Genomic DNA, 16944 nt, shown 5'->3' on the forward strand with positions numbered 1-16944 from the left:
CCGGCTCGTTTGCTATCGTTGGACGCGAGCCTAGCCCGCCAGCTTGACACGCACAACCGCGCCTGTTTATCGTTTAACCAGCCACTTGTTAATCAGGGGCAGGAGGGGTCCGCACCTGATGGTCAGCGCGTCCGAGGCTTCGCAAGGCGGCAGCGCTGCAGCGCATCGCTGGCGCAGCGCGACGTTGCTTTCCGCGCTCGCATTGTTCGCCTGCGCCGTGCCGCAGCGCTCGGTCGAGCCCGGTGCTCCTGCAGCTGCGGACAGCCGCGCGTCGCGGATCACGCTCGATCATTTCGACCATCTTTTCGCCGAGGCCGATGTCCGCGGCGAGCGGGTGGGGGTGCTCAACATCTACAGCACCGCACCCGACTTCGCCTTCGCGATCGAACCCCGCGAAGGCTATGCCTGTGTCGACGACGTCGCGCGGGCGATCGTGCTGCTCGCGGCGGAACCGCATCCGGACGCACGGCGGCTGCGCCAGATCGAGCTGATGACTCGTTTCGTCGTGCAGATGCAGGCCGAAAACGGCTATTTCCACAATTTCATCTGGGCTGGCGGCCGGATCAACCGCGAGTATCGCACCTCGCTTGCCGAGCTCAACTGGTGGTCGCTGCGCGCGCTCTGGGGTCTCGAGGCGGCGCTGTGGCATCTGCGTCCGGACTCCTCCACTGCCGTCCGCGCACGCGCCGCTGCGGATCGGCTCGTCGTCAATCTCAAGCGGGACTTGCCGCTCGACCGCCGCGCGCTGGAAACGGTGGAGGGAGTGGAAGTCGCGACCTGGCTTCCGTTCGGCGCAGGTGCCGACGCCGCGTCGACTGCGATGCTCGGCCTGCTGCCGCATTACCGGCGTACCCGTGACGCCGGGACGCGCGCGCTTATCGAGCGGCTGGGCGAAGGTCTGGTCCAGATGCAGGCGGGAGATGCACGCACCTTTCCGCACGGTGCGCATCTGAGCTGGCGCAACCGGTGGCATGGCTGGGGCAATGCGCAGGCCTATGCGCTGCTGCGCGCGGGCGCCGCGCTCGGCCGGCGCGACTTCATCGCCAGCGCGCTCCGCGAAGTCGATCTTTTCTACCCCTATCTGCTCGAGCACGGTATGCTTTCGAGCTTCACCTTGCGGGTGCGTGCAGGGCGCGCCGAAGCGGTCGAGGTCCAGCGCTTCCCGCAGATCGCCTATGGGATCAGCCCGATGGTGCTCGCCGCGACCGAGGCCTATCGGCAGACCGGGCAGGCGCGCTATCGCGACACCGCGCGCCGCCTCGGCGCCTGGCTGTCGGGCGCCAACGATGCCCGGCGCCCGGTCTATGATCCCGCCAGCGGCCGCGTGCGCGACGGGATCAACGGTCCCGGCTCGGTGAATCCCGATTCGGGCGCCGAATCGACGATCGAGGGATTGTTCGTGCTGCGCGCGCTCGAAGGAACCCCGCTGCCATGACCGCGCGTCGCGACGTGCTGCAAATGGCGCTCGCCGGCGCGGCGCTGCTCGCCGGCTGCTCGCCGAGGCGCACAGAGAAGCGCACCGACCGGATCCGCTTATGGGTTGCGCCCAACGAGGCGGAGGAGGGGTTCTGGAAGATCGCGGTCGCGCGCTGGAACGCGCTCGGGCGCGGCCTGCCGGTCGAGTTTACGACGATCCCGACCGCGGGGAGCTCCGAGGACACGGTGCTTTCGGCGTTGGTCGCCGGCACGGAACCCGATCTCAGCACCAACATCTTCTCGGGCTTCGCGGTTCAGCTCGCGGCGCTTGGCCAGATCGAGGATCTCGCCGCGATGCCCGGCTATGCCGAGCTGATCGCCCGCCGGCACATGGCCGGGATCGTCCCCGGCTGGACGCAGGACGGCAAGGTCTGTGCGCTGCCGATCTATTCGAGCCCGACCTTGCTCTGGTGGCGGGCCGACTTGCTCGAGAAGCACGGCCTCGCGGCGCCGCCGCGCACCTACGATCAGGTCTATGCCTTTTGCGAACGCTACGGCGTCGCGCGGTCGCGCTATGGAATGCAGGTCGTCTCGGGCCGCTCCTGGGCCGATCGCTGGTTCGACTTCATCTCCTTGTACTATGCCGCGTCGAAAGGGCAGCCCTATCTCGCGGGTGCGCACGCGCTCTACGACAACGAGGCCGGGCTCGAGACGGCGACCTTCATCGACCGGATGTTCCGCAAGGGCTGGACCGCGCTCGACTTCGACGCCGAGGAGCCTCTGGTCTCGGGCCTCGCTGCCGGCGCGGTGCGCGGGCCGTGGGACGTCGAGCGCTTCGCCAAGATCTACCCCCGGACGCTCGCGCGGATCGAAGCGGGGCCTATGATCGCGCAGACGGCATCGGACTCGACCTTTTCGGACAGCAAGGGCGTGGTGATCTTCAAGACCAGCCGGGTGCGGCGCGAGGCGTTCGATTTTCTCGCCTGGGTGCTCGGCGAGGAGGATCTCAACTTGCTCTGGCTGCGCCGTACCGGCCTTTCCCCTGCACGCGGCGACCTGCTCCAGAATCCGCGCTTCGCCGATTATTACCGCGGCAACCCGATCGCACAGGCCTATGCCAGGCATGTGGCCAGCGCGAGGCCGCCGGCCTTGTCGGAGCACACCATCGACATCCAGAAGATCATGACCTCGAAGCTCGTCGAACCGCTGATGACCGGGCAGCGTTCGCCCAGGGCCGCGCTCGCCGAGGCCGTCGCGGCGACCGACCGGATGCTCGCGGTGCGCGCATGACTCGTCGCCGCCGCCTGTCGCGCGAAGCGTGGATCGGGCTATCGCTCGCGCTTGCCTATCTCGCCTTCGCCGCACTGTTCTGGGCCTATCCCTTCCTGTGGCTCGCGAGGCTGTCGGTCACCCAGTGGCGCTTTTTCGACGAGCCGGTGTTCACCGGCGCGCGCAACCTGGTGCTGACGGTGCAGGACCCGCAATTCCTCCAGGCGCTGTGGAACGTGCTCCGCTTCCTCGCGATGTACGTGCCGATCGCGTTCGGCGGCGCATTGCTCGTCGCGTTCGGGCTCCAGTATGTCGGCCGCGGCAAGGCGTTCGTCGCGCTCTGCTTCCTGCTGTCGAACGTTTCCTCGGGCGTCGCCCTGGCGCTGGTGTTCACCAAGATTTTCAGCTCGACCGGGCCGCTCAACGCGCTGCTGCACGCGTGGATCGGCATCCGCATCCCCTGGACCACTCACCCGACGCTGGCGATGCTCGCGATCGCGCTGGTCGTCGCGTGGAAGTTCGTCGGCTATTACGGGCTGATTCTCTATTCGGGGCTGCTCACCGTCCCCAACGAGATTTACGACGCGGCGCGGCTCGATCGCGCCGGACCGCTCACCCGGCTCGTCCGCATCACGCTGCCGATGATCAACGCGCAGCTGATGATGGTGCTGGTCTTCGCGATCCTCGTGTCGTTCGGACTGTTCACCGAGCCGTTCCTGATCACCGGCGGCGGCCCGGCCGACAGCACCGCAACGCCGCAGATGATGATCTACGAGACCGCGTTCCGCCGGCTCCAGCCGAGCCATGCGGCGATGATGAGCATCCTTGTCGCGATGGCGACCTATCTGCTGGTCGTGATCGCCCGGCGTCTGTTCGAGAGGAAGGTTGTGCTCGCATGACCCGGATCAGGACTTTCCTGGGGTCGCGGACTCCCGGCGGCTGGGCCGCGACGATCGGCATCTACGCGCTCGCGCTGACCTGGCTCTATCCGTTCGTTTGGATGGTGGCCGCCTCGCTCAAGCCGACCGCGCAGATCTACACCACTGCGCTGTTCGAAGGTGATTTCGGCCTCGACAATTTCCGCTTCCTGTTCGCCACTGCCGACAAGCTCGATCGGCCCTTCCTCCAGGCGCTGGGCATCTCCGCGCTGGTCACGCTCACCGTGACCGCATCGGTATTGATCTCGTCGGCGTTCATCGCCTTCGCGCTGGCGCGGCTGCGCTTCCCGGGCCGGAAGCTGTTCGGCGACTTCCTGCTGCTCCAGATGGTCATTCCGACGACGATGTTCATCCTGCCGCTGTTCGTGCTGATCAAGGAGCTCGGGCTGCTCAATTCGCTGGGCGCGCTGATCTTGCCGTACGCAATGTCGGGCTGGGGCATCTACATGATGTCGCAATCGTTCAAGGCAATGCCCGAGGAATATTTCGACGCGGCTCGGCTCGATCGCGCGAGCCTGTGGCAGACGGTGATGCGGGTCGTCGTCCCGCTCAACAAGTCGATCGTCGCGATCGTGGCGCTGTTCACCTTCACCGGCACCTGGGACAATTTTCTCTGGCCGCTGATCGCGATCTCGGACACCGACCGGATGCCGCTCTCGGTATTGCTCGCAACGTTCAGCAAGCAATATGGCGGCTATGCCGGCCCGGTGATGGCCGGCGCCGTGCTCCAGACGCTGCCGCTCGTCCTGCTGTTCGTGCTGTTCCGGCGCCATTTCCTTCAGGGCATGTCCCTGACGCTCAAATAAGGAGGCGCGGCGTGCTCAAGCGTTGGCCGGGCAATCCCGTCATAGCGCCCGAAGATGTCCGGCCGAGCCGGTCGGGCTGGCAGGTCGACGGCACGTTCAATGCCGGCGTCGCGCGCATCGGCGACGAAGTGATCATGCTGGTGCGGGTCGCCGAGAGCGTCGCGGGCGCAGGGCCAGGCGAGGTCCACGTGCCGGTGCTCGAGCAGGACGGCGCGGGCTGGCGCTGTGCCATGCGCACCTTCCGCGCCGACGACCCCGACTATGATTTCTCGGACCCCCGCATCGTCCGCTCGCGGGCCGACCCGCGCCATGTCCATCTCACTTCCATGTCGCATTTGCGCGTCGCCCGCAGCAGCGACGGGGTGACCTTCACCGTCGCCGACACGCCCTTCCTGTTTCCGGCGGATCCCACTGAGCGCTACGGCTGCGAGGATGCGCGGCTCACCGTGATCGAGGGGACCTGCTACATCAACTACACCGCGGTCTCCGACCTCGGCATCGCCACTGCGCTCGCGGTCACCGACGACTTCGTCAGCGTCGAGCGGCTGGGCATCATCCACGCGCCCGACAATCGCGACGTCTGTCTGTTCCCGCGCCGGATCGGCGGGAGCTATTGGTGCCTCCACCGCCCCGCGCCGCTCCATTTCGGCGCACCCGAGATCTGGATCGCGCGCTCACCCGACCTGATCCACTGGGGTGCGCATGAGCGCCTCGCCGGCTGCACCGCGCAGCCTTGGGAAAACAACAAGATCGGCGGCGGCGCGCAGATGCTAGAGACCGACAGGGGCTGGCTGCAGATTTACCACGGGGTCGATGCCGGCCAGCGCTACAGCCTTGGCGCATTGCTGCTCGATCTGGAGGATCCGCGCATCGTCAAGGCGCGGCTTGCCCGCCCGCTGGCCGAGCCGGTCGAGCCTTATGAAGTGCGTGGCTTCTTCGACAATGTCGTTTTCACGTGCGGCGCGCTGATCGAAGGCGACGAGCTACGCGTCTATTACGGAGCCGCCGACCGGGTGATGGCGCTCGGCAGCGTCGCGCTGGCCGACTTGTGGGCAGCGATGGGAGTCCAGCCCTCGACTTGATTCAGAGAGGAAGCAAGGTGGATCATGGGGCGACGGAAGATCTTGCCCGATCGAGCTTTCAGGCACTCGCCACTTACCCCCCGGACTGATCCTTGCCGATACTGCGGGTCAGCAGCGTGCGGCGCGCCACCTGCGCGCCGAGACGCTGCACGATCGCGTCGAGTGCTGCCTCGAGATCGTGGCTTCGGCCGCACATGAAGAGGTCGACGCAGGCGCTGCCATATTCGGGCCAGGTGTGGATCGAGATGTGCGATTCGGCGAGCATCGCCACGCCGGTGACGCCCATGCCGGGTCCGAAGCTGTGCAGGCGCACTTCGAGCAGGGTTGCGCCGGCAGCGGCGGCGGCCGCGATCAGACAGGCTTCGACATGCGCGACGTCGGCCAGATGCGCCGCATCGTGCAGGTCGGCGATCAGATGCTGGCCGTCATAGCTGGTCACAACAGGCTCTCATGCGGGTGGCCGAGCAGCGCCATCGCCCGCTCGGCGGCGCGAACGCCGTGATACTGCGCCTCCTCGAACAGCGACAGGCCGCTGAGATCGGAATGCGCGAGGAACAGCGGCGGCAGGGGCTCGACGGCCGCGCCGCGCCCCAGGAAACCGGGCGTGGGGCGGATCATCGCATGGCCCCAGCGCCATAGTTCGATCCGCGCGATCGCATCCTCGAGCTCGGGATGCATCGCGAGCAGATCGTCGCGAACGATGCGCTTCCATTCGTCGGCGGGGCGCTCGACGAGCAGGCGTCGCGCCTGAGCGGGTGGCATGCTCGACAAAGGCAGATACCAGGTGAGCACCGTGCCCGCGTTGATGGCGTCGGGTCCCTGGTGCGTCGCGACGACGTAACCGAGCGAATCGCTGGTGCTCGAGACGTTGTCCCAAGCCAGCGGCACCCCGCGCCCGCGCGGCAGGCGGTCGACGGTGACGTTGGCGACCAGCCACGGCGCATAGCTGAACCCGGCTGTGTCGCCGAGCTCGCCGCACAGGCGCGTGGCAACGAAGTGCGGCGTGGCGAGAATCGCCGCGCGCGCGCTCGTACGGACAGTGAGGTTGGCCGCGACATCGAAGCTGTCGACGAGAATGCGTTCCCCTTCGCGGGTTACGCGGTGGACGATATGCCCCGCGGCAATCTGCTGCGGGAAGAAGCCGGCAAGGCGCGCGGTGAGACGGCCATTGCCCTCGGGCCAGGTGAGTTCGTTTTCGCCGGCATTGTTCGCTGCCCAGCCGCGACGGGCGGCGAAATAATGCACCCCGGCCCATGCGGAGACCTGATCGGGCTCGGTGCCGTAATCGTCGCGCATCGCATAGCGGACATGCGCGCGCAGCACCGGCGAGCGCCAGCCCTGCCGGTCGAGCCATGTAGCGAAGCTCAGCGTGTCGAGCGCGACCAGATCGATATCGCGTGAACTATAGGCCATCGGCACGGCGAAAGCGGGCTTGCCGTCGCTGCCGACCCGTTTCGAGAAGGCCGCCATGGCCATTTCGAACGCAGCGAGATCGCTGCGGTCCTGCGCGGTGATGCCGGTGCGCGGGATCAGTCCTTCCTGCCAGCGGCCCTGCCAGAACAACCGTTCCTGCATATCGGCACAGAGTTGCTCGGGATCGTAGACCGGTACGCCGTCGCTATCGCCGGTAATCATGCCAAGCTGGCGCAGCAGATGCAGGAGCGCCTTCGCCTCCTTGTTGGCGACCGGAAGGTAATGCGCACCGAGCGGATAGGCCGAGACATGGTTGCGGCCGCTGCGGGCATTGCCGCCGACCTGGTCCTCGAGTTCGAGCAGCCTGAACCGGTCGAACCCCGCCTCGGTCAGCCGCCAGCCGGCCGACAGACCCGCGACGCCGCCGCCGGCGATGATCAGATCGACTTGCTCGAACCGGCTGGGCGCTGGGAAACCGCCGGTCCTGAGGCGGTGGCCGCGTTCCATATCGGCGCCGGCCAGCCTGCCGCCCGGCAGCGGCGCTTCGCCCTCCAGCGCATAGGCCAGCCCGCCGCCGGCTGCGGCCATTGCTGCGGCGCCGAGGCCGAGCACCGCGCGGCGATCAGCCTTCATATTTGTCCCACGCGTCGGCGAATTCGCGAACGAGGACCTGATTGTCGAGTCGATTCACCGGAGTCGGACGCCGCGCCATGTCGGGCGGGAAATCGAACAGGCGCTGGTCGATCACGGGCGTGAGGAAGCGGCCGTTGGTGATCTTGCCTTGCGCCGGGATCGGACCGGCCGACGCGAGAATGAAGCCCCATTCGCCGAAGCTCGGCACATAGACGTGATAGCCGCGGGTCTGCAGCCCCGCAGCCTCGAGCGTCGAGGCGACGGTCCAGAAGGCATTGGGCGCGATTAGCGGCGACGTGCTCTGCACCACCATCATCCCGCCGGGCGCGAGCAGCTTGCGCGCCGCGCGGTAGAAGGTATCGGTGTAGAGCTTGCCTACCGAATAATCGACCGGGTCGGGGAAATCGACGATGATCGCATCGTACTGCCCCTTGGTCTCGCGCGCCCAGCGGAAGCCGTCGGCGTTGATCACGGTCATCCGCGGATCGGTGAGCGAGCCGCGGTTGAGCCGCGACAGCATCGCAGTGCGCGTGAACAGCCTCGTCATGTCGCCGTCGAGATCGACGAGGGTCAGGCGCTGCACCTCGGGGTGCTTGAACACCTCGCGTGCCGCAAGGCCGTCGCCCCCGCCGAGGATCAGTACGTTGCGCGGGTTGGAGACGCGGCCCAATGCCGGGTGCACCAGCGCTTCATGGTAACGATATTCGTCGCGCGACGAGAATTGCAGATTGCCGTTCAGATATAGCCGGACATCGTCGTCGCGGCGGGTGAGCACGATCCGCTGGAATTTGGTGCTGGTCGCATAGATCACCGGCTCGCCATAGCTCGCCACCTCGGCCCAGCGCTGGAGCCGGTCGGAGGCGACGAAGCCGGCGACCAATGCGAGCAGTACCAGCACCGACGCGACTTTCTCGGTGCGGTAGCCGGCACGCGGCAGGGTGAACAGCAATGCCAGCGCGACGCCGGCATTGAAGATGCCGAACAGAAAGCCGGTGCGGATCATGCCGAGATGCGGCATCAGCAGCAAAGGGAAGAGCAGGCTGGCGACGAGCGCGCCGACATAGTCGAAGGTCAGCACGTTCGAGACGGTCTCGCGGAAGTCGAAGCCGCGCAGGATGCGGATGAGCAGGGGGATTTCGAGGCCGACGAGAAAGCCGATCGCCAGCACGAGCCCATAGAGCGCGACCCGAAAATGATCGACGACCGGGAAGAGCAGGAACAGCGCGCAGGCCGAGCTTCCGCCGAGCAAGGCGATCAGCAATTCGACCCGCACGAACAGGCGGAGTTCGCCGCGTTTCACATAGCGCGAGCACCAGCTGCCCACGCCCATCGCGAACAGATAGCTGCCGATGACGGTGGAGAATTGGGTGACGCTGTCACCGAGCAGATAGCTCGCCAGGGTGCTCGCGAGCAGCTCGTAGATCAGCCCGCAGGTCGAGACGACGAAGGCGGACGCGAGCAGCGCCGCGGTGGATCCGGACGCTCTGACTTTGGATTGCGCTGGATCGGCTTCAGCCATGGATGGCGGCGGCGACGATGATCGCGAGCCCGATCGCGACCGCGCCCGCGAAGATCGCCACGGCGACGTTCTGCTTCTGCTCGATCTCCTGCCAGAGCTTGCCCGGGGTGAGCAGGTCGAGGATCACGAAGCCGATGACGAATATGACGATGCCGATGACGGAATAGAGCAGGGTGCTCAGCACGGCGGGCAGGGTGGTGACCATGTCGATCTCCTATTTGTGGGTGGGGCCGTAGAAGCCGGCATGGGTGCGCGCCCGACTCCCTTCGGCGAAGGGGGACCAGGCGTAAATGGTGCACAGGATGAACAGCCCCGTCACGCCGAGGCACCAGAGCGCGTAGAGAAAAGTCCGGGTGCTCACTCGTCGTCATCCTCTCCTGCGGGAGCGAAGTCGCTTTCGCCCTTGCGCGCGGCTTCGAAGGCGATGTGCCGAATGAGCGCGAACAGCAGAGGAATTGCGATCAGGATCAGCGCAATCAGCAGATTGGAAGCATAGAGCACGCCTTGGCGCATTTCGACCTGCACCTCGGGCAGGTTCGCGGGATCCATCCAATCGGCGGCTTCGGTCGAATAGCTGCCGGTGCCCGTCCAGCGATTGCCTTTATATTCGACCACGAGGTCATAGATTCCCCCCGGCACGCTGGCGATCGAGACTTCGGTGCCGCGGCTGCCTTCGCTCCACGGCCCGTCGGAATCGCTTCCCGAATAACGCTCGGCGGCGCCATAGACTTCGTAGACCTGCTGCGTCTTGCGGTCGACGAGGCTGTAGTCGAGATCGACCCAGCCATTTTCGAGCCGGGGCACGTCGGCGCGCAGATGCACGCTCTGATACCGGCGGGGCAGGGTGATCGGGCCGAGCGTCACGCTCTGCTCGCCTCCGTCGGCGCGGACCGCGAAGCTGCCGGCGGCCGACCATTGGCTGCCGCCGAACAGGATCGCGAAGAGCAGCAGAAAGGCAAACGCGGTCGCGCCGAGCTTGAGCCCCGTCCCGAGCCATGCGCCCCAGAGCGAGGGCTGGTGCGGTAGCGGCGGCCACGTAATTTGTCGCGTATCGACTCCGAAGGCCTTCGCGATTTCAGGCCGCGGCAGCCACGCATTGCGCGTCCAGCTGACTTCACTGGCGTTCGCTTCGCGCGAGAGCATCGCGCCGGGACGGGCCCAATCGGCGGTGGCGACCTTCTCGCCGACCGCGACACGCCAGTAGAATTCGCCGAGGACGTAATCGACCCGCGCCTCGCCGTCGGCGAAGAAATGGGTGTAGGCCTCCGAACCGACGCCGAGCCGGTCGTAGGACAGCCAGTCGGGAGTGACGGTCAGCGTCTCGCCGAGGCTCCAGCCGCCGCGGACCTTCACCAGCCAGCGATAGCCGTGATAGGGATTGAACAGCAGATATTCTTCCCAGCCATAGGCCCCGTTCTCGGAGCGCTGGAGATAGCCGATCGCCTCCCATTCGACGCCGCGCAGCACGCCGCGGGTGCCGAGCGGAATCTCGAGCTCGGCCATGTGCAGGCTGTATGCGGCGACCAGCTTCACCTGCGGATCGGTGACGTCGAGGATCGAGCTGCAATATTGGCAGGCGACATGGACGGTATAGCCCGCCGCGCGCAGCTCCACCCCGCCGCCGCACGACGGACAGGTCAGCGCCTTGGCGGCGGGGGCGGGCTGGGTCTGCAGGGCGGTGTCAGGCGGCATAAGAAGGAAGCGCCCAGCCTTCGATCGCGCGCAGACCGCGCGGGGCCAGTTCGGCGAGCGTCACGTAACGACCCTGGTAGAAGGTGGTTTCCTGATCGTCGCGCTGGAGCGTCGCGCATTCGCCGCTCCGTCCGCGGAGGTCGACGCTGTAGAGCGTCCAGCCGGTGGCGGCGGTAAACGGCAATTCGCCTTCGGCGGCGATGCAGACGACGTCACGGGCATCGGCGACGACGAGCTTCCGCTTGTCGATCTGGGCCTCGGTGCCCGGGATCGCCCGTTTGCCGTTGATCATCTCGCGCATCGTCCGCGAGCGCACCTTGCCGATCGGTTGCTGCCAGAGCAGCATGAACTGGCCCATCGCCTCGCCGAGCCACGCGTTGGTCCCGTCCTCGAACAGCAGCAGCCATTCGTTCCATGCGCCGTCGGTCCACGCCCAGCGGACTCGGCCGATCACTTCGAAGCCCTTGCCGTCGGCGCGCCCGCGCATGCCGATCTGGACCGGGCTCACATCGAACGGCAGGGCCGCGACTTCGCCGATTTTGGCGACGCCCGAATCGCTGCGCACCAGCATCGAACGGCAATAATCACAGACGCGGTTGGGCAAGGCCGGCGAGCGGAACACGACATCGGCGCCGCAATTCGGGCAAGGAAAGCGAAGGCTCATAGGCTCAGCGGATGCGGCCCAGCAACTCCGCCTTCTTGGCGTCGAACTCCTCCTGGGTGATCGCACCGATCGTCACGAGCTTATGCAGTTTCTCGATCTGCGCATAGGTATCCTCGCCGGGTGCGGCAGCCGGGGCAGCGGCTGCGGAACCGATCCCGCCGGTCATGCTCTGGCCGATCGCCAGGCCGGCGGCCATGCCCGCGCCGGCACCGGCGACGCCGCCCGATTGGCCGGCAGCGGTCTCGATCGCCTGCGCGCTCTGGAAACGGACGAAGCGGTCGAGATCGCCCACCACCCGCATCGAGCTCGCCTTGTCGAGATGGGCCTGGACTTCCTCGGGAAGCGACAGGCTCTCGATGAAGAAGCTGGTGCAGCTGAGCCCCCACCCGGCGAAGGCGGGCTCGACCGCGGCCTTGAGCTTCTCGGACAGCGCGCCCTGGTTCGCGGCGAGATCGAGAAACGCGATTTCGCCGGTGCCCAGCGCCGAGGCGATCGCGGTGGCGATCGCGCCGCGCAATTGCGGCTCGAGATCGGCGACGGTCAGCTTTTCCAGCGAGCCCATCATCTTGATCGCAAAGGTCGGCACGCTCTCGATGCGGAACGAGTAAGAGCCGAAAGCGCGCACCCGCAACGGGCCGAATTCCTTGTCGCGCACCGTGATCGGCTGCTGGGTGCCCCATTTGAGGCCGGTCTGCTCCTTCTGGCTGAAGAAATAGACGTCGGCCTTGAAGGGCGAGGCGAAGCCCTTGTCCCAATTGAGCAAAGAGGTGAGCAGCGGCAAATTGCCGGTGTCGAGCGTGTAGAGCCCGGGGAGGAACGCATCGGCGAGCTTGCCCTCGTCGTAGAACAACGCCTTCTGGCCCGCGCGGACGGTCAACTGGGCGCCGGTCTGGATCTCGCGATCTTTCATCGGATAGCGGATCGCCAGCGTGCCCGGCTCGTCCACCCAATCGATGACGTCGACGAACTGCTTCGAAAGAAAGTCCAGAATGCCCATAAGCCCTCCCGTTCCCGGCAAGGATAGTGGCTTTGCCGGCGCTTCGAAACAGCAAAGCGACAATCAGCTGCGCACGGTCTCGCGGATCGTTTCCATCGAGATGTAGGTCGAGGTGCTCGCGACGTGCGGCAGGCTCGAGATGCGTTCGCCGAGGACGATGCGGTATTTGCGGATGTCGGCGGTGCGGACCTTGAGCAGATAATCGAAATTGCTCGCGATCATGTGACATTCCTCGACCTCGGGAATGCGGCGGACTGCGGCATTGAATTCCCCGAGCGCCTCTTCGCGCGTGTCGGAGAGCTTGACCTCGGCGAAGGCGACATGATCGAGCGCGAGTTTCGCGGGATCGATCAGCGCCGTGAAGCCGAGGATGACGCGATTCTCGATCAGCCGCTTGAGCCGCTGCTGGCACGGCGTCTTGGAAAGCCCGATGCGCTGGGCGAGTTCGGTCACGGTGATCCGGCCGTCCTCGCGCAGGACGGCGAGGATCTTGCGGTCGTACTCGTCCAGATCGACTGCGTTCGTGGCATTTTCCATGCTTATCGACTTCCAGAAGGGAGAAGCGTGGGCATTTGCATAGCCGATCTGGGCAAAGTAAGACAGATCGACTTCGTGCTTTGGTCTATGGACCGAGCATGTCAACCAGCTCTGCCTTCGCGGCCTTCGCGGCCTTCGCCCCGCCGATCCGTCCCCAGACCCCGCTTCGTGCGGCGATCACCCAGGCGTATCGCCGGCCCGAGCCCGAGTGTCTCGCGCCGTTGCTCGAAGCCGCGACCCTGCCGGCGGCAGTGCGCGCCTCGGCGGAGCGAACCGCGCGCAATCTGATCGCGGCGCTGCGCAGGGAAGGCACCAGGAGCGGCGTCGAGGCGCTGGTGCAGGAATATACCTTGTCGAGCGAGGAAGGCGTGGCGCTGATGTGCCTCGCCGAGGCGCTGCTGCGCATCCCCGACGATGCCACCCGCGACGCGCTTATCCGCGACAAGATTGCCGATGGCGACTGGCGCGCGCATCTCGGCGGCAGCCGCTCCTTATTCGTCAACGCGGCGACCTGGGGGCTGGTGGTCACCGGCAAGCTGGTCGACAGCGCCGACGACAAGGGGCTGGGCGCGGCGCTCACCCGGTTGATCGCGCGCGCCGGCGAACCGGTGATCCGCCGCGGCGTCGATCTGGCGATGCGGATGATGGGCGAGCAGTTCATCACCGGCGAGACGATCGCCGAGGCGCTCAAGCGCGCGCGCAAGGAAGAGGCGCGCGGCTTCGGCTATAGCTACGACATGCTCGGCGAGGCGGCAGCGACCGCGGAGGACGCGGCAAGCTATTTCGACGATTACACGCGGGCAATCCACGCGATCGGCAAGGCGGCGGGCAAGCGCGGGATCTATGAAGGTCCGGGCATCTCGATCAAGTTGTCGGCGCTGCACCCGCGTTATGTGCGCGCGCAGGCCGAGCGGGTGATGGGCGAATTGCTGCCGCGGGTGCGGGCGCTGGCGGTGCTCGCCAAATCCTATGACATCGGCTTCAATATCGACGCCGAGGAAGCCGACCGGCTCGAACTCTCGCTCGACCTGCTCGAATCCTTGGCGCTCGATCCGGCGCTTGCCGGATGGAACGGGCTGGGCTTCGTCGTGCAGGCTTATGGCAAGCGCTGCCCGTTCGTGATCGACTGGATCGTCGATCTCGCCCGCCGCGCAGAGCGGCGGATCATGGTGCGGCTGGTCAAGGGTGCCTATTGGGACGCCGAGATCAAGCGCGCGCAGGTCGACGGGCTTGCCGATTTCCCGGTCTATACCCGGAAAATCCACACCGACGTCGCTTACGTCGCCTGCGCGCGGCAGCTGCTCGCGGCGAAGGACCTGATCTTTCCTCAATTCGCGACGCATAACGCGCTGACCCTCGCGACGATCTATCAGGTGGCCGGCCCCGAGTTCGCGGTCGGCGATTACGAGTTCCAGTGTCTCCACGGGATGGGCGAACCGCTCTATCGGCAAGTGGTGGGCGCGGACGGGCTCGGCCGGCCGTGCCGCATCTATGCGCCGGTGGGCACGCACGAGAAGTTGCTGGCCTATCTTGTTCGCCGGCTGCTCGAGAACGGAGCCAATTCCTCGTTCGTCAACCGGGTCGCCGATCCGGCGGTGTCGATCGACGAGCTCGTCGTCGATCCGGTCGCGCTGGTGCGCAATGCGCCGCAGCCCGGAGCGAAGCACGACGTGATCGCGCTGCCCGCCGACCTCTATCCCGATCGCCGCAATTCGGCGGGGATCGATCTGGCGAACGAAGCCGCGCTCGCCGCGCTGGGCGAGGCATTGCGGGCGAGTGCAGCGGTGCAATGGCGCGCGGCGGCAGGGGAAGGCGTGGAGCGTCCGGTGCTGAATCCCGCCGATCATCGCGATGTCGTCGGCAGCGTGGTGGAGATCGCGCCGGAGGCTGCGCGGGCTGCAGTGGCGCGGGCAGCGGCCTCGGCATGGTCGTCGGTGACGATCGCAGATCGTGCGGCGATGCTCGAGCGCGCGGCGGATGCGATGGAAGCGCGCATGCCGATGCTGATCGGCCTGACGATCCGCGAAGCCGGCAAATCGGCTGCCAATGCGATCGCCGAGGTGCGCGAGGCAGTGGACTTCCTGCGCTATTACGCCGTGCAGGCGCGGGCGTTAGGGCCCGACAAGTCGCCGTTGGGGCCGGTGGTGTGCATCAGCCCGTGGAACTTCCCGCTGGCGATCTTTACCGGACAGGTCGCGGCGGCGCTCGTCGCGGGCAATCCGGTTCTCGCCAAGCCGGCCGAGGAGACGCCGCTGGTCGCCGCCGAAGCGGTGCGTCTGCTGCATGCGGCCGGAGTTCCTGCCGATGCGCTCCAGTTGGTCCCTGGCGATGGCACGATCGGTGCGGCATTGGTCGGTGCGCCCGAGACCGCAGGCGTGATGTTCACCGGCTCGACCGAGGTCGCGCGGCTGATCCAGAAGCAGCTCGCCGAGCGGCTGTCGAGCGATGGCAAGCCGGTCCCGCTGATCGCCGAGACCGGCGGGCAGAATGCGATGATCGTCGATTCCTCGGCGCTCGCCGAGCAGGTCGTGGCCGATGTCATCGCCTCGGCGTTCGACAGCGCGGGGCAGCGCTGCTCGGCGCTGCGGATATTGTGCCTGCAGGACGAAGTCGCCGATCGCACCCTGGCGATGCTCAAGGGCGCGCTCGCCGAGCTTCGCATCGGCAATACCGATCGGCTGGCGGTGGACATCGGCCCGGTGATCACGGCCGAGGCCAAGGCCAATATCGAGAAGCATATCGAAGCGATGCGCGCGCGCGGCCGCCGGGTCGAACAGCAGGAGATGCTGCCCGAAACCGCGCACGGTACTTTCGTACCGCCGACGATCATCGAGCTGGACAGCATCGCCGATCTGGAGCGCGAGGTTTTCGGGCCGGTGCTCCATGTGATCCGCTACGCCCGTGACGATCTCGATGCGCTGATCGACGCGATCAACGCCACCGGTTACGGGCTCACTTTCGGGCTGCACACCCGGCTCGACGAAACGATCGCGCAGGTTACCGGGCGGATCAAGGCGGGCAATCTCTACATCAACCGCAATGTCATCGGCGCGATCGTCGGCGTCCAGCCGTTCGGCGGGCGCGGGCTTTCGGGGACCGGGCCCAAGGCGGGCGGGCCGCTCTATCTGCCGCGGCTGGTACGCGATGTCGCCCCGGCACCGCGGGGTGAGGCGGTGGTCGATCCGGCGCTGACAGATCTCGCCGCCTGGCTCGACAAGAATGGCGAGAAACAGGCGGCGATGCTCGCGCTCCAACTCGACGCGGCGTCGCCGCTCGGCTGCGAACTCGAGCTTCCCGGCCCGGTGGGCGAGCGCAACCTCTATGCGCTTCATCCGCGGGGCACGATTCTGCTCGCGCCGGAAAGTCGGGCAGGATTGTTCCACCAGCTCGCCGCCTGCCTCGCGACGGGCAACGACGCGGTGGTCGAGGCCGACGCAGCGCTGATCGCAGTGCTGGCGGAATTGCCGGCGAGCGTGCGAGCGCGGCTCCGCAGCGATGTTGGCCAGATTTCCGGAGCATTGGTCGAGGGCGCAGCGGATCGGGTGACCGGACAGCTGCGCACTCTCGCGGCGCGGCCGGGGCAGATCGTCCCGGTGCAGGCGGCGGCGGGGGCGGCGCTGGCCAAAACGGACGCCTATAGTCTCAACCTGCTGGTCGAGGAGGTGTCGGTCTCGATCAACACCACCGCCGCAGGCGGCAATGCGAGCCTGATGATGCTCGGAGTATGATATAAAGATTTCTTTATATGATGCTTGACGGTTCTGCCGGTCGGTGCGATCTGGAGAGGGTCAAGGTTCTTCGTCCGGGGCTTCCCCCGCGTCGGAGCTAAGACGGGAAGCCGGTGAGATGCCGGCGCTGCCCCCGCAACTGTAAGCGGTGAGCTGTGGTCCAACATGTCACTGGGGTTCGCCCCGGGAAGACGGACCGCCGCGCTGACCCGTGAGCCAGGAGACCTGCCTTCGACGCGATAACGTCCAC

Annotated in this window: 15 protein-coding genes and 1 riboswitch; of the genes, 6 read left to right on the forward strand and 9 right to left on the reverse strand. The window is 66.7% G+C overall.

Annotation, left to right across the window (positions count from 1 at the left end):
• Positions 1 to 118: 118 nt before the first annotated feature.
• The 5 genes from Q9Q95_RS19545 to Q9Q95_RS19565 are packed head-to-tail and all read left to right on the forward strand — an operon-like array spanning position 119 to position 5511.
• A complete protein-coding gene (locus Q9Q95_RS19545; protein ID WP_306098833.1) occupies positions 119 to 1435 on the forward strand; it encodes a hypothetical protein in 1317 nt (438 codons plus the stop codon).
• Positions 1432 to 2706, forward strand: a complete 1275-nt coding sequence (locus Q9Q95_RS19550; protein ID WP_306098834.1) for an ABC transporter substrate-binding protein — start codon at positions 1432 to 1434, stop codon at positions 2704 to 2706. The genes Q9Q95_RS19545 and Q9Q95_RS19550 overlap by 4 nt, the downstream gene beginning before the upstream one ends.
• The gene (locus Q9Q95_RS19555) at positions 2703 to 3584 is read left to right on the forward strand and encodes a carbohydrate ABC transporter permease (protein ID WP_306098835.1); all 882 of its coding nucleotides are present in this window, start codon (positions 2703 to 2705) and stop codon (positions 3582 to 3584) included. Before Q9Q95_RS19550 ends, Q9Q95_RS19555 begins: the two co-directional genes overlap by 4 nt.
• Complete coding sequence (locus Q9Q95_RS19560) at positions 3581 to 4429, forward strand: carbohydrate ABC transporter permease (RefSeq protein ID WP_306098836.1); 849 nt, start codon at positions 3581 to 3583, stop codon at positions 4427 to 4429. Before Q9Q95_RS19555 ends, Q9Q95_RS19560 begins: the two co-directional genes overlap by 4 nt.
• Positions 4430 to 4440: 11 nt before the next feature.
• Entirely contained in the window at positions 4441 to 5511 is a 1071-nt protein-coding gene (locus tag Q9Q95_RS19565; protein WP_306098837.1) for a glycoside hydrolase family 130 protein, read from the forward strand.
• 73 nt (positions 5512 to 5584) lie between these two features.
• Here Q9Q95_RS19565 and speD read toward each other — a convergent pair whose 3' ends face one another.
• The 9 genes from speD to Q9Q95_RS19610 form a co-directional block, all read right to left on the reverse strand.
• Complete coding sequence (speD, locus tag Q9Q95_RS19570; RefSeq protein ID WP_306098838.1) at positions 5585 to 5950, reverse strand: adenosylmethionine decarboxylase; 366 nt, start codon at positions 5948 to 5950, stop codon at positions 5585 to 5587.
• The gene (locus Q9Q95_RS19575; RefSeq protein WP_306098839.1) at positions 5947 to 7557 is read right to left on the reverse strand and encodes an FAD-dependent oxidoreductase; all 1611 of its coding nucleotides are present in this window, start codon (positions 7555 to 7557) and stop codon (positions 5947 to 5949) included. The genes speD and Q9Q95_RS19575 overlap by 4 nt, the downstream gene beginning before the upstream one ends.
• Entirely contained in the window at positions 7547 to 9076 is a 1530-nt protein-coding gene (locus Q9Q95_RS19580; RefSeq protein WP_306098840.1) for a polyamine aminopropyltransferase, read from the reverse strand. Before Q9Q95_RS19580 ends, Q9Q95_RS19575 begins: the two co-directional genes overlap by 11 nt.
• A complete protein-coding gene (locus Q9Q95_RS19585; protein WP_306098841.1) occupies positions 9069 to 9281 on the reverse strand; it encodes a DUF350 domain-containing protein in 213 nt (70 codons plus the stop codon). Before Q9Q95_RS19585 ends, Q9Q95_RS19580 begins: the two co-directional genes overlap by 8 nt.
• Before the next feature lie 9 nt (positions 9282 to 9290).
• On the reverse strand, positions 9291 to 9437 hold the full coding sequence (locus Q9Q95_RS19590; RefSeq protein WP_306098842.1) for a hypothetical protein: 147 nt from the start codon (positions 9435 to 9437) through the stop codon (positions 9291 to 9293).
• Positions 9434 to 10768 (reverse strand): DUF4178 domain-containing protein, encoded by a 1335-nt coding sequence (locus Q9Q95_RS19595; RefSeq protein WP_306098843.1) that lies wholly within the window; start codon positions 10766 to 10768, stop codon positions 9434 to 9436. Before Q9Q95_RS19595 ends, Q9Q95_RS19590 begins: the two co-directional genes overlap by 4 nt.
• Positions 10758 to 11432, reverse strand: a complete 675-nt coding sequence (locus Q9Q95_RS19600) for a DUF4178 domain-containing protein (RefSeq protein WP_306098844.1) — start codon at positions 11430 to 11432, stop codon at positions 10758 to 10760. The genes Q9Q95_RS19595 and Q9Q95_RS19600 overlap by 11 nt, the downstream gene beginning before the upstream one ends.
• 4 nt (positions 11433 to 11436) lie before the next feature.
• The gene (locus tag Q9Q95_RS19605; protein ID WP_306098845.1) at positions 11437 to 12429 is read right to left on the reverse strand and encodes an SPFH domain-containing protein; all 993 of its coding nucleotides are present in this window, start codon (positions 12427 to 12429) and stop codon (positions 11437 to 11439) included.
• 63 nt (positions 12430 to 12492) lie between these two features.
• Positions 12493 to 12966 carry an Lrp/AsnC family transcriptional regulator gene (locus tag Q9Q95_RS19610; protein WP_306098846.1) on the reverse strand — a complete coding sequence of 158 codons (474 nt, stop codon included), beginning with the start codon at positions 12964 to 12966 and terminating at the stop codon, positions 12493 to 12495.
• Positions 12967 to 13064: 98 nt separating this feature from the next.
• Between Q9Q95_RS19610 and putA the strand changes: the two genes are divergently transcribed.
• Positions 13065 to 16694, forward strand: coding sequence for a trifunctional transcriptional regulator/proline dehydrogenase/L-glutamate gamma-semialdehyde dehydrogenase (gene putA, locus Q9Q95_RS19615; protein WP_306098847.1), 3630 nt, complete (start codon positions 13065 to 13067; stop codon positions 16692 to 16694).
• Positions 16695 to 16740: 46 nt separating this feature from the next.
• Positions 16741 to 16942, forward strand: a riboswitch (cobalamin riboswitch).
• The last annotated feature ends 2 nt before the right edge of the window (positions 16943 to 16944 follow it).

The organism is Sphingomonas sp. DG1-23 (assembly GCF_030730875.1).
GTDB lineage: Bacteria > Pseudomonadota > Alphaproteobacteria > Sphingomonadales > Sphingomonadaceae > Sphingomonas.